The sequence below is a fragment of the Pseudomonas sp. 29 genome, from assembly GCF_002754355.1.
GTDB classification, from domain to species: domain Bacteria; phylum Pseudomonadota; class Gammaproteobacteria; order Pseudomonadales; family Pseudomonadaceae; genus Aquipseudomonas; species Aquipseudomonas neuropathica.
Window position 1 is genome coordinate 1,090,359 of the sequence record NZ_PEEY01000001.1, and the last position, 13,156, is coordinate 1,103,514.

The 13,156-nt window shown below is 59.3% G+C and carries 14 protein-coding genes; all 14 read right to left on the bottom strand.

The annotated features are described in order from the left end of the window. Positions 1 to 1,548 carry an L-arabinose ABC transporter ATP-binding protein AraG gene (araG, locus tag CLU80_RS05065; RefSeq protein ID WP_099756903.1) on the bottom strand — a complete coding sequence of 516 codons (1,548 nt, stop codon included), beginning with the start codon at positions 1,546 to 1,548 and terminating at the stop codon, positions 1 to 3. A 53-nt stretch (positions 1,549 to 1,601) separates the two neighbouring features. After that, entirely contained in the window at positions 1,602 to 2,606 is a 1,005-nt protein-coding gene (locus CLU80_RS05070; RefSeq protein ID WP_077574064.1) for a substrate-binding domain-containing protein, read from the bottom strand. A gap of 135 nt (positions 2,607 to 2,741) precedes the next feature. After that, the gene (locus CLU80_RS05075) at positions 2,742 to 3,560 is read right to left on the bottom strand and encodes an SDR family oxidoreductase (protein ID WP_093435401.1); all 819 of its coding nucleotides are present in this window, start codon (positions 3,558 to 3,560) and stop codon (positions 2,742 to 2,744) included. 270 nt (positions 3,561 to 3,830) lie between these two features. Then, positions 3,831 to 4,706: an SMP-30/gluconolactonase/LRE family protein gene (locus CLU80_RS05080; RefSeq protein ID WP_099756904.1), complete on the bottom strand. Its 876-nt coding sequence runs from the start codon at positions 4,704 to 4,706 to the stop codon at positions 3,831 to 3,833. A 132-nt stretch (positions 4,707 to 4,838) separates the two neighbouring features. Then, the gene (locus CLU80_RS05085; protein WP_095048605.1) at positions 4,839 to 5,555 is read right to left on the bottom strand and encodes a FadR/GntR family transcriptional regulator; all 717 of its coding nucleotides are present in this window, start codon (positions 5,553 to 5,555) and stop codon (positions 4,839 to 4,841) included. Between the two features lie 136 nt (positions 5,556 to 5,691). Further along, on the bottom strand, positions 5,692 to 6,252 hold the full coding sequence (locus tag CLU80_RS05090) for a DUF1285 domain-containing protein (protein WP_053122580.1): 561 nt from the start codon (positions 6,250 to 6,252) through the stop codon (positions 5,692 to 5,694). Between the two features lie 15 nt (positions 6,253 to 6,267). Then, positions 6,268 to 6,873 (bottom strand): DUF4823 domain-containing protein, encoded by a 606-nt coding sequence (locus CLU80_RS05095; RefSeq protein WP_007908280.1) that lies wholly within the window; start codon positions 6,871 to 6,873, stop codon positions 6,268 to 6,270. Between the two features lie 171 nt (positions 6,874 to 7,044). Further along, a complete protein-coding gene (locus CLU80_RS05100; protein WP_093435412.1) occupies positions 7,045 to 8,013 on the bottom strand; it encodes a GTP 3',8-cyclase MoaA in 969 nt (322 codons plus the stop codon). Between the two features lie 137 nt (positions 8,014 to 8,150). After that, positions 8,151 to 8,789 carry a TetR/AcrR family transcriptional regulator gene (locus tag CLU80_RS05105; protein WP_007908276.1) on the bottom strand — a complete coding sequence of 213 codons (639 nt, stop codon included), beginning with the start codon at positions 8,787 to 8,789 and terminating at the stop codon, positions 8,151 to 8,153. Positions 8,790 to 9,140: 351 nt separating this feature from the next. Continuing rightward, positions 9,141 to 9,932, bottom strand: coding sequence for a TatD family hydrolase (locus CLU80_RS05110; RefSeq protein WP_099756905.1), 792 nt, complete (start codon positions 9,930 to 9,932; stop codon positions 9,141 to 9,143). A 14-nt stretch (positions 9,933 to 9,946) separates the two neighbouring features. Further along, positions 9,947 to 10,303, bottom strand: a complete 357-nt coding sequence (locus tag CLU80_RS05115) for a PilZ domain-containing protein (RefSeq protein WP_093435417.1) — start codon at positions 10,301 to 10,303, stop codon at positions 9,947 to 9,949. Between the two features lie 42 nt (positions 10,304 to 10,345). Then, complete coding sequence (locus CLU80_RS05120; protein WP_095048608.1) at positions 10,346 to 11,329, bottom strand: DNA polymerase III subunit delta'; 984 nt, start codon at positions 11,327 to 11,329, stop codon at positions 10,346 to 10,348. Next, on the bottom strand, positions 11,322 to 11,954 hold the full coding sequence (gene tmk / locus CLU80_RS05125) for a dTMP kinase (RefSeq protein ID WP_093435422.1): 633 nt from the start codon (positions 11,952 to 11,954) through the stop codon (positions 11,322 to 11,324). Before tmk ends, CLU80_RS05120 begins: the two co-directional genes overlap by 8 nt. A gap of 19 nt (positions 11,955 to 11,973) precedes the next feature. After that, positions 11,974 to 13,155, bottom strand: coding sequence for an endolytic transglycosylase MltG (gene mltG, locus CLU80_RS05130; protein WP_099756906.1), 1,182 nt, complete (start codon positions 13,153 to 13,155; stop codon positions 11,974 to 11,976). Position 13,156: the final 1 nt, after the last annotated feature.

A 13,156-nucleotide genomic window follows, 5' to 3' on the forward strand; every position in this document is an offset into this window, starting at 1 on the left:
TCAGTTCGCCACGCCGTCAGCGCGGTGGCGCGGCAAAGCCAGTTGCAGCAGGTTGGATTCATTGGCCTGGTCGCGGCTGATTTCGCCGCGCAAGGCGCCTTCGCAGAGCACCAGAATGCGATCGGAAATGCCCATCACTTCCATCAGGTCGCTGGACACCACGATCACCGAAATACCCTCAGCAGCGAGGTTATGGATGATCTGGTAAATCTCGGCTTTGGCACCGATGTCGATGCCGCGCGTCGGTTCGTCGAGCAGCAGGACCTTCATCGGCATCGACAGCCAGCGACCGAGAATGGCCTTCTGCTGATTGCCGCCGGAGAGGAATTTGATCTGCTGGCCGGCGTGCGGGGTTTTCACTTTCAGCGCTTTGATCTGTTTGTCGGCGTTGCCCTTTTCCCACAGACCACGAATCAGGCAACCGAGGCCCGAATGAGCGCCGCGTGCGCTGATGTTGATGTTTTCCGCGACGCTGGCCAGCGGGATGATGCCGTCCTTCTTGCGATCTTCCGGGCAGAGCAGAATGCCCGCAGCAATCGCGTCGCGCGGTGAGCGCAGTTTCAGTTCGTGACCGCGCAATTCGAGGCGTCCGGCGGTGTTGCGTTCCAGCCCGCTGAGCAAGCGAAACAGCTCGGTGCGCCCTGCCCCGACCAATCCGAACAGGCCAAGGATTTCACCTTTGTGCGCTTCGAAACTGATCGGCTCGCGCAGACCCGGGCCGAGCAAACCATCAACCTTCAGCGCGACGGCACCGCGTGGTCGATGGCGATAATCGTAGATGTCCTGAATGTCGCGACCGACCATGCAGGTCACCAGTTGATCGTGGGTCAACTGGCTCATGTCGTCGAATGTGCGCACGTAGCGACCGTCCTTGAACACCGTCACGGCGTCACAGATGCGGAACACTTCTTCCATGCGGTGGGAAACGTAGAGCACGACTTTGCCCTCGTCACGCAAGCGGCCGATGATTGCCATCAAGCGGTCGATCTCGCGGGCCGAAAGGCTGCTGGTCGGCTCGTCGAAAGCGATGACGTGGGCACCGCGCGACAGCGCCTTGGCGATTTCCACCAGTTGCCGCTGGCCGAGGGACAAGCGCCCGACCTTGGTCTGCGGATCGATTTCGTCGGCCAGGCCTTTGAGGCAGTTCAACGCTTGCTGACGCAGGACACCGCGATTGATCAAACCGAAACTGGCCGGCAGATGGCCGAGAAACAGGTTTTCGGCGACGGTCATTTCCGGCACCAGATGCAGCTCCTGGTGAATCACCGCGACGCCGCTGCCGATGCTGTCAGCGGTCGACTTGAACGCCATGGTCTGCTCGCCGATCTGCAACTCGCCGCTGCTCGGGATGTAAGCACCGCCGAGGATTTTCAGCAGGGTCGATTTGCCAGCGCCGTTCTCGCCCATCAAGGCGTGAACCTGGCCGGGATGGGCGACAAAGCTGATGGCGTCCAGCGCTTTCACCCCGGGAAAGGTTTTGCCGATCCCGTTGAAGCGCAGGCTGCCGCTGGCACCGTGTTGTTCTTGTGTTTGTACTTGCGCGTGCATAAAGCCACCTCTTCACACCGAAAAACGGCCCGGCTGCCCGGGCCGTCACTGCGTCAGTTCCACAGGCCGATTTTTTCCAGCTCTTGCTTGAAGTTCTCGCGGGTGATCAGGGTGACGTCGTCCATCGCGGTGTACTTCGGCGGTTCTTTGCCGGTGGTGACCCACTCGTACATCATCTCTGCGGTTTTGTAGCCTTCGATGTGCGGGCTTGGCAGCATTGAGCCAAAGAAGCCGCTGTTAGGCTTTTTCAGTTCGCCGATGGCGTCGGTGCCGTTGATGCCGATGCCGATCACGTTGGTCGCGGCAAAACCGGCGGCTTCGGTGGCGCGTACGCCGCCGAGCACAGTGTTGTCGTTCATGCCGCCGATGATCAGGTTTTTCGCCGCGCTTGGCAGTTTCACCAGCGCCGAGTTGGTGGCGTCCATGCTGCCCGGTACGTCGAGGGTTTTCAGTGCGGCAAACAGAATGTGATCCTTCGGCATCCCGGCGTCCTCGAGGGATTTCACCGAACCGTCGGTGCGCTTCTTGCCGGTGTCGAGTTCGTTGTAGGTGTTGACCACCGCGTAGGTGTCTTTCCAGTCCCAGTTGCGTTTCTTCGCTTCGGCGACCATCGCGTTGCCCTGCTTCTGGCCGACTTCGAACGCGGCCATGCCGAGGTATGGCACGTCTTCCATGAACTTGCCATTGGCGTCGACGAAACGGTCATCGACGGCAATCACTTTCAGGTCGTTGAGTTTGGCCTTGGCCATGATTGCCGGGCCGAGCGAGACGTCCGGCGGGCAAATCACGAAGCCCTTGGCACCGTTGGCAGCAAGACTGTCGATCGCCGAGAGGGTTTTCTCACCGTCCGGCACGGCAATCTTGATCAGTTCAAAGCCCTTGTCCTTGGCGGCTTTCTCGGCGAAGGCCCACTCGGTCTGGAACCACGGTTCTTCCGCCTGCTTGACCAGAAAACCGATTTTCACGGTGTCGGCAGCGAGCAGGGCACTGCTCAGGCTGAACGCGGTGACCGCCAGGGCGGTACTGCACAGGGTACGAATCCCGAAACGACGTTTCATAAGCTGACTCCTTGTTATTTTTTTGAGCAATATTTGAAAAGCGTTAAAGCGTGTTCCTGCAATGCCTGTTGAAAATAGTCATATCGTATGATGATTGGATTTCACACGGATTTATCCGCGTGAAAGCCACTGTGCTCAGTCGTGGTACATCACCGAGCGACCACCATCGATGGTGATGCATGAAGCATTGATGAACGGCGCTTCATCACTGGCCAGAAACACCGCCGTCATTGCCACTTCGAGCGGCTGACCGATGCGTTTCGGCGGGTGCAGATCGAAGGCGCGCTGACGCTCGGCGTGCGGGTCGGCGAAACCGTTCCAGTAATCGACGTTCAGTTGCGTTTCGATATAGCCCGGGGCGATGGCGTTGACGCGAATACCTTTCGCCGCGTATTCGATGCCGAGCGCGCGGGTCAGGCCGAGCAAACCGTGCTTGGCCACCGGGTACGGAAAGCAACCGGGAATGATGTGGCTGGAATGGGTCGAGGCGATATTGATGATGCTGCCGACGCCCTGCTCGATCATCTGCGGCAGCACTGCCTTGCAACCAAACCAGGCGCCGTCCAGATCAATGGCGAAGCAGCGACGCCAGTCTTCTTCGGTCATGGCCAGCGGATCACGGAACACGTTGACCCCGGCACAGTTGACCAGCACATCGATGCGCCCGTGCAGCTCAACGGCGCGTTTGGCCATGGCATGCAGGTCGGGCTGATGCGAGACATCCGCCTTCAGCGCTTGCACGTCGTAACCTTGCTCACGCCAGTGCACGGCAACCGTCTCGACTTTTTCCGCCTGAATATCACTGATCACCAGTTTCGCTTGCTGCGAGGCGAACGCCGCAACAATGGCTTCGCCGATGCCTTGCGCGGCCCCGGTCAGCAGCACGACCTTGTTTTTCAGACGCTCGCCCTTCGGCGGTGCGGGCACCGACGGCAGGGAAAGAGGTTCAGCCATGGATCAGGACTCCTGTTTCGCAAGCACAAAAAAACCGGGCATCTGCCGATGTCCGGTCTGGAAGGCGGTTGGAACGAAACAGGCAAGCGCACGCGACAGCTTGGGGCCGTTGCGAGACGCGGACTCCACACGGGAGTGCGATAGACATTCGCTGCATCACTTCACCTGTTTTGTTTTTTTAAGTGTGAGTGCGTGTTACTGCTGGAGCCGACTATAAACCCGACTGCCGAATAATCTCAATATATAATTTTGCATCCCATATTTTGGGATTTAACTGGCAAACCGCGTACAGAGTTTTCCTGCGACATCCACGCGCATCGACAGCACCGCGCCATCCAGCGGATGGTTGTGCGGACTCTTGGCACTGGTGATGTACAGGGTTTTCAGGTCTTCACCGCCGAACACACAACTGGTCGGGCGGCTGACTGGCAGATCAATCCTGCGGTCGACCTTGCCGTCAGGCGTCAGGCGCAGCAGGCAGCTACCGTCCCAGCGGGCATTCCACACGTAGCCTTCGGCATCCATTGCTGAACCGTCCGGGCCACCGTTCTGATCAGGGCCGTACCAGGGAGTGGCCACATCAAGGTTGCCGTCGGCGTGAATAAAATAGCGATACAGCGTGTCATCGAGACTGTCACCGAACAGGACAGTGGTGCCGTCGTCGCTCCACAGCAGCGTGTTGGGAATGCCCAGGCCGCGCAGCAATGGCGTGACCCGTTTATCCGGATCAATGCGGAAAAGGCCACCGGAGCGCTGGGTGATCGGCAGATCTTCGCCCTGCTCGCCGATGTTGTTTTGCATGGTGCCGAGCCACAGTCGCCCCTGAGCATCGCAACGCGCTTCGTTGGGGCGATTGCCCGGTTGCGGGTCGGCGACGCAGAACAGCGTCAGGCGTGGTTCGAGGCCCGGGGAATCTAGGTCGAGGCGATAGACGCCGCTGCTCAGGGTGACCAGTGCATCGCCGCTGGCGCAGGGGATGAAGGCGGAAACGTGTTCGGGCATCTGCCAGATCTGCACGTTCTGGCCGATCAGACGCAGGGCCTGTTTGCCGGCAATGTCGACCCAGTACAACGCCTGGGTCGGCGCGTCCCAGAACGGGCCTTCACCGAGTCGGGCGCGGTGTTGGGTCAGGGCGGTCCACGGCATATAACGGTCTCCATTGTTCTTGTGATTTTCTGTAGGAGTGAGCCTGCTCGCGATGGCGTAGTGTCAGTTGACTTCAATGCGGCTGATATACCGCTATCGCGAGCAGGCTCACTCCTACAGGGGATCTGGGTGTTAGCCGGCTTTTTTGTCGGCCATGACTTTCGGGTAAAAACGTTTGATTGCCAGGTCGGCGTTGTCGATCAGGGTCATGCACGCCCACACGCCGCGCGCTGAATCGCGGGCGGCAATGGCATCCGCCATGTCTTTGTGAATCGGCAGCGTACGGCGTAGTTCATCGGGATCAGCGGCGGAGACTTCGAACGATACCGCCAGCAACGCACCGAGCGCCGGAACCATTTGTTCAATGAATTGATTGTGGCTGGCCGCGAGGATGCATTCGTGGAAGAACTGGTCGGCGCGGTTGTAATCGGTGCCGCTGTCGACCGCGCGCTCGAGGGCGTTGTAAGCCAGTTGCACCGCTTCGATCTGGTCCAGCGTCGCCCGCTCACATGCCCAGCGCACGGCCATCGGTTCGATGGTGCGGCGCAGGTCAAGCAAGTCATCGACAAAATTTTCCGGCAGGCCGTTGCGCGACAGCCAACCGACCACTTGCGGATCGAACAGGTTCCAGCGCCGCACCGGCAGCACGCGGGTGCCGACTTTCGGCCCGACTTCGAGCATGCCTTTGGCGACGAGGGTTTTGATTGCTTCGCGAATAACCGTGCGACTGACGCCGAGCTGTTCACCCAGATCGGCCTCGACCTTGATGGTCTGCCCCGGCTTGACCTGGCCAGCGGCGATCCAGCTGCCCAGCCAGTCGACCGTGGATGCGTGAAAGCTGCTGGACATGAACACCTCAAAGCGGGTCGCGATGGGTGATCAAGCTAATCATCATACGATTAGCTGTCAACGACAAAAAAGATCGCAGCCTTCGGCAGCTCCTACAGGTGTAAGCCATGTAGGAGCTGCCGAAGGCTGCAATCTTTTAAGGTTCGAGGCCGATGCGGAAGAACTCTCCGCCGCTCCATACACCGAGCCAACGCTGCCCGTCGATTTCACGGCTCACCGCCAGTTCCACCAGTTGATAGAACACATTGCGATGAATCAGCGCTTCAAGATTGGTACGCACATGCACGTAAGGCGCCGGCTCTTGGGTCGTGGGATCAATCTCGACGCGGATCGGATGCTCCGGCCCGGCCTCAGCGGTTTCATCAACGTTGGTGGTAAAGCGCAACAGCTGCGCCTCCCCTTCGCCTTCAACCTCGACCGCAATCGCCACAAACGGCGCGTCGTCGACCTTGATCCCGACTTTCTCGACCGGGGTAATCAGGAAGTAATCATCGCCGTCGCGGCGCATGATCGTGGAGAACAATTTGACCATCGGCTTGCGCCCGATCGGCGTGCCCAGGTAATACCAGGTGCCGTCGCGGGCGATGCGCATGTCGATGTCGCCGCAGAAGTCCGGATTCCACAAGTGCACCGGCGGCAAGCCTTTGGTTTTCGGGATCTGTCCCAACAGGTCATTGGCTTTTTGCGGGCCACTCATGGCGTTCTCCTTGAATTATTGGTCGCCGACTCCCAACAGGCTGCGCGCGTACTGGGCCAGTGGCGGGCCGATCAGGTCTTCGGGCTTGCTGTCGTGGAACGTCAGTAAACCGCCACGACTCTTGATCCGTGCAGTATCAATCAAATACTGGGTGCTGGTCTCGATCAACATGATCTGAATCACGCCGCCGTCGATGCCGAGGCGATCCACCGCTTCTTCATCGAGCCACTCATCGGAGTTGCCGATGCGGTCGTCAGCCTTGGCGAAACGCGTGTACAGCAGATAGTGCGCACCGGCATCACGAGCTTCACCCATCGCCTGATCGAGGCCTTCCGGCGCGCGAGCACGGCGGACCATCGGGAAGTACTCGACGAAGCCTTTGAAGGCTTCTTCGGCCACCACGTTCGGGCGCGGGTAGGAACCGCCCGGCGGTGCGAACGCGCCTTGGGCGATGTAGATGAACGAGTCCGGCTGAATGCGGAAGTTGTTCACGCGACGGCTGTCGCTATGATCCAGCAAGCCCGCGTCGCTCATCTGGTAGCGAGTGCCTTCGGCCATATCGCTGACAGTCATACAGCCGCCAAGCGCCAAAACGGCCAGCAGCAAAACCAGGCTACGCATCCTATTCCTCCAGAGGCCGGTGACGGAAAACCGGCGAATGGCCGTAGGATGCAGCTTTTGCGCCAGCTCTGGTTCTTCGTTGATTGATAAATCGTATTCGCGAGCAAGCTCGCTCCCACCAGTGGAATGCATTCCAAGGTGGGAGCGAGCCTGCTCGCGAATAGGGGGATGTCAGCCGCCGATAATCTTCATGATCGTTGCGCCGCCGGAGAACGCCACTTCCTGCTTGTCGCCCAACGCTTTGACCAGCAAACGCTGGAGCGCTGGCAAGGCCTGATGACGCGGCTTATCGAGCAAATCGCCGACATAGTGACGGTTGCTCGACGACAGGCAACCATGTAGCCAACCGGTCGACGACAGGCGCAAGCGCGAGCAGGTCCGGCAGAACGGCACGCTTTCGTTGGCGATCACGCCAAAGTTGCCCAGGCCAGGAATCGCATAGCGCACCGCCGTAGCGTCCACTGGCGCGTCGGTTTGCGCGTACTCGTAACGTTCGCCAATCAGCTGCAGCAATTGCTGCAGGCTGACGAACTGTTGCAGGAAGGCATTGGAGTCCTTGGCCAAATGGCCCATGCGCATCAGCTCGATAAAGCGCAGTTCGTATCCGCGCTCCAGGCAGTAATCCAGCAGCGGCATCACCTGGTCGAGGTTCTGCCCACGCAACGGCACCATGTTGACCTTGATCTTCATCCCCGCCGCTGCCGCTTGATCCATGCCGTCAAGCACGGTGGCCAGATCGCCGCCACGGGCGATGCTGCGGAAAGCACCGGCGTCGAGGGTATCGAGGGACACGTTGATCCGGCGCAGACCGGCATCCACCAGCAGTGGCAGTTTTTTTGCGAGGAGTTGACCGTTGGTGGTCAGGCTGATGTCTTCAAGGCCCATCTTGCCGACAGCGGTCATGAACGTTTCGAGTTTGGGGCTGACCAGCGGCTCGCCACCGGTAATTCGCAGCCGCTCGATGCCGGCGGCTTCGATCAGATACGCCACGCCACGCGCCATGGCTTCGGCCGACAGTTCATCCTGCGCAGCCACCAGCCGCTTGCCGTTGGGCACGCAGTAGGTACACGCGTAATTGCAGGCTGAAGTCAGACTGATCCGCAAATTGCGAAAACGCCTGCCTTGACGGTCAACGATCATGATCACTCCGGCGATAGAAAATCGAGCCGCTAAAACTTGACTCACAAATCAAGTTTTAGCAAGCCCTATGCCTGAGTATATTCCTGCGTTACTGCGTCATGTAGCGAAATCATGGCGCAATAAGGCGGCTGAATGGCTCAGCTGCTTGGCGTTTCCGGGTCACGCTTGCGTTTGTTGCCCATGCGCACGCCAATGTCCATCAGGAACTGGAAGAAACCTTCCTGATCTTCCAGCACATTGCTCCAGAACGGCGAGTGATACAGCGCCACAGCGCCGTGCACCAGCGCCCAGGACGCGCAGTAGTGGAAGTATGGCGGCACGTCTTCGAGCTTGCCTTCGCTGATGCGGCCCTTGATCAACAGGGTCAGGCGTTCGAAGTTCGAGGCACGGATCTTGTGCAACTCCTCGACCATTTCCGGCACCTGATTGCCTTTGACGACCTTCTCTTCGAGACGGTCGAACAGGCGATAACGCTGCGGGTCGCGCATGCGGAATTCGAAGTAGGCGCGGGACAGCGCTTCCTTGTCCTTGTCGACATCGGCCGAATGCAGCAGCTCGTTCAAATCGCGCTCGTAATCGAGCATGAGGCGCAGATAGATCTCGGCCTTGGATTTGAAGTGCTTGTAGATCGTGCCTTTGCCGATACCCACGGCATCAGCAATCATCTCGACGGTGACGCTGTCTTCACCTTGGTCGAGGAACAGCTTGAGCGCGGTATCGAGAATTTCTTGCTCGCGGCGACGAAACTCACGGACCTTACGAGGTTCTTTGTGCATAAGAAAAGGTCTGAAGGGTCAAAATTCGAAGCCGCGTATTATGCCTAACTTGCGCAAAAATGCACGGATCATCCGACCATATCTGTGTTTCATGTTCATTTTGAGAACGTTTTGGGCGCAATGAGAACTCAACTGAAGCGAACGTATTCCAAATTTGTTTAAAAACCCCGACCGGCTAACTGGACTGCACGCCAGACTGATCAATACTTGAACTGTCGGGCGACATCTCCCCCAAGTGTCGTGCCGGTAAAGGTACCAAGGGACCGCGTGCCTTTGTTTTACTCCTAATGGTCTTAACCCGGATTCACCCCCCAGAACCCGGGTTTTTTTTGCCTGCGATTTGGCTAAGGCCTACAGGGCAGATTTAACACAGGCCAGCGGGAACAGACGCTTGAAGTTCTCGGTTGTCTGCTCAGCAAAACGCTCGTAGTTTTCCCCACGCAACATCGCCAGAAACTCCGCCACTTCACGCACGTACTGCGGCAGGTTCGGCTTGCCGCGATAAGGGATCGGCGCCAGATACGGTGAGTCGGTTTCCACCAGCAAGCGATCCGCCGGGACCTTGCTCGCGACGTCGCGCAACGCATCAGCATTGCGGAACGTGACAATACCCGACAGGGAAATGTAATAACCCATGTCCAGTGCAGCCTTGGCCATGTCCCAGTCTTCGGTGAAGCAATGCAGCACACCGGCCTGAGGCAACGCCGCTTCGCGCAGCAATTCAAGGGTATCGGCACGCGCGCCACGGGTGTGGATGATCACCGGTTTGCCGGTCTGCTGCGCCGCTTGCAGGTGCAGACGGAACGACTCCTGCTGCAGTTCGGCGGCTTCCGGTTCGTAGTGATAATCGAGGCCGGTCTCACCGATCGCCACGACTTTCGGGTGATTGAGTTCGTGCAACAGCCAGTCCAGCGCTGGCGCCGCACCGGGTTGTACATCGAGCGGATGCACGCCGACCGAACAATCGACATCGTCATAACGCTCAGCCAGGGCTTTGACGTCGGCGGCGTTATCGGCACTCACGCCGATGCACAAGAAGTGCCCTACTCCGCGCTCACGGGCCGCATCCAGTGCAGCATCCAGCGAGCCGTCATGGGCGGCGAGGTCGAGGCGATCAAGGTGACAATGGGAATCTACAAGCATAAAAAGACGGCTACTTACATCGTATGAGTGGGACGGTCGGATTTAAGCGCTCCGGCCAGATGGGTTTCGATGCGACTGCGCGCCGTGTTGTCGCCATCGTTGAACTGTACGCCGACACCGGCAGCGCGATTGCCTTGCGCCCCTTTGGGGGTGATCCACGCGACCTTGCCGGCCACCGGGATCTTCTCGGCCTCGTCCATCAGGTTGAGCAGCATGAACACCTCATCGCCCAAGCGGTAACTCTTGTTGGTCGGGATGAACAAGCCACCGTTCTTGATAAACGGCATATAAGCGGCGTAGAGCACCGACTTGTCCTTGATGTTCAGGGACAAAATGCCGTTGCGCGGCCCGGGGCTGACGGATTCATTCATGTTGACCTCCACTGCTGATGTTCAGAGTCTAGGTACACATTCTTATCTTTGACCAGGCAATCCCGCCCATTGCACCAACAACGCTTCCAGCAGCAAGGCCGGATTGAGGTTGGCTTTGCTCATGACTTTCTGCCGCTGGGCGAGAATCCAGTCCTGAATCTCGAGGACTTTGCCTTGCGCACTTTTCTGCGCCAGGTATTGCACGACTTTGCGCATGTCGGTCAGACCGAGCCCTGCTTCATCCTGAGTCAATTGATAACGCAGGATCAGGCTCGACCAATCGCAGAACCAGTCAAACAGACGCAGCATCGGAATGCTTTTCCACTCCTCAGCCAGTTGCGTCGGCGATTGCTGCTGCTTGAGCAACTTCTTCACGCCTTCGACCACTTGCGCGCGCTGCTCGCGCACGCCCTGAGACTGCAGACTGACCGCCATCAACGGTGAGCCGGCGGCCAGCGTCAGCAGTTCGACACGTTCGTCTTCGGAGCAGTCCGGCAGCGCCTGAGCCAGCCATTGCAGGCTCATCGCCTCGCCCGGCAGCGGACAGGCCTGCTGCACGCAACGGCTCTTGATCGTTGGCAGCAAGCGGCTGGTCTGGTGGCTGACCAACAGCAGAACGGTATCGCCGGAAGGCTCTTCAAGGCTCTTGAGCAAGGCGTTGGCGGCATTGATGTTCATCGACTCGACCGGCTCGATCAGCACCACTTTGCGCCCGCCCAGTTGCGCGGTCTGCACCACGAAGCTGACCAGATCGCGGACCTGATCGACCTTGATCGCCTTATCGGCTTCTTCCGGTTCGAGAATGTAATTATCGGGGTGACTGCCGGCCTTGAGCAGCAGGCAGGATTTGCACTCGCCGCAAGCTTCCGGCGTCGGCCGCTGGCACAACAGGCTGGCCATCAAGCGTTCGGCCAGCGCACGTTTGCCGATGCCGGCCGGGCCATGCAGCAGATAGGCGTGGGCGTGCTGTTTACGCCCGGCCAGTTGCTGCCAGAGGCTGTCCTGCCATGGATAGGCCTCAGCCACGGGCCAGCTCCAGCAAATTCGGAATCAGGGTATCCAGCGATTGTTGAACCTTGGCCAATGGCTGACCGGCATCGATGCGCACATAGCGCGCGGGATCGGCTTCGGCGCGCTTCAGAAACGCATTGCGTACAGCCTCGAAAAACGCCCGGCCTTCCAGTTCGAAACGATCCAGACGGCCACGGGCACTGGCGCGGGCCAGGCCGATTTCTACCGGCAGATCGAAAATCAGCGTCAGATCCGGACGCAGGTCGCCCTGCACGAAAGTTTCCAGTGTGGCGATGCGCTCCAGCGACAAACCGCGACCGCCGCCCTGATAGGCGTACGTGGAATCGGTGAAACGATCACACAGCACTACCGCACCCCGGGCCAGCGCCGGTCGAATCACTTCAGCCAGGTGCTGAGCGCGCGCGGCGAATACCAGCAACAACTCGGCGTCCGGGTTCATGACCTCGTCGGCCGGCGCCAGCAGCACTTCGCGAATCCGCTCGGCCAATGGCGTGCCACCCGGCTCGCGGGTCAGCACCACTTCGATACCGGCGGCGCGCAGGCGCTCGGCAAGGTATTCGCGGTTAGTGCTTTTGCCGGCGCCTTCCGGACCTTCCAGCGTAATAAACAAGCCAGTCACAGGCAGTCCTTAGTCAAAGTCATTGCGTGTTTTGTGGGGCGGCGGCTTCCGGTGCCGGGGTCGGCGCAGACTCCTGGCCTGGAACCTGCGGCAACGCTTCCGGCGCCGTATCCGGTGATGCGGCTGGAATCGCTTCTTCCGTCGCCGGAGCCGCTTCAGGCGTTACCGCCGGCGCGGGGCTGGAACGGTAATCGGCACGGCGCTTGAGCTGGTACTCACGCACCGCGTTATTGTGTGCATCCAGATCGTCAGAGAACACATGGCTGCCATCGCCACGTGCAACGAAGTACAGGCTGGTGCCGTCCACAGGATTCAGTGCCGCGTGAATCGCTTCACGCCCGACCATCGCAATCGGAGTCGGTGGCAGGCCGGGAATTACGTAGGTGTTGTAAGGCGTCGGCTCTTTCAAATGCGCCCGAGTCAGCTTGCCGGTGTAGCGATCGCCCAGACCATAGATGACGGTCGGGTCAGTTTGCAGTTGCATGCCCAGGGCCATGCGACGCACGAAGACACCGGCAATCTGCCCACGCTCCTGCGGTACACCGGTTTCCTTTTCGACCAGCGACGCCATGATCAGCGCTTGATAGGGTTCGGTATACGGCACATCGGCAGAACGACTTTCCCACTCTTTCGCCAGCACTTCATCGAGGCGATCAAAGGCTTTCTTCAGCAGTTCGGCATCGGACATGCCGCGCACAAAGCGGTAAGTGTCCGGGAAGAAACGGCCCTCCGGGAACAACCCTTTATGACCAATCTTCGCCATGACGTCGCTGTCGCTCAAACCGTTGAGGGTCTGCTCGACCTTGTCGTCTTTGGCCAACGCCGCGCGCACTTGATGGAAATTCCAGCCCTCGACCAGCGTCAGGCTGTACTGGACCACTTCACCGCGCTTCCACAAGTCGATCAGACCGTTGACGGTCATGCCCGGCTGCATACGGTATTCGCCGCTATGGATCGGTGTACCGGCGAGATTGAAGCGCCAATAGACTCGCAACCAGAATGCGTCCTTGATGACGCCATCGGTTTCGAGGGAAAGGAACGTACGGGTCGGAGTGGAGCCTTTCGGCACATCCAGCAGTTCTTCCTGCGTGATGTTCAGAGGCTGTTCCAGCGCGGAGTGAATCTTCCAGGCGCTGGCGCCCATCAACAGCCCTGCCAGAACCAGTCCGGTTTCCAGCAGCAGCAAAAGTTTACGTCTCACA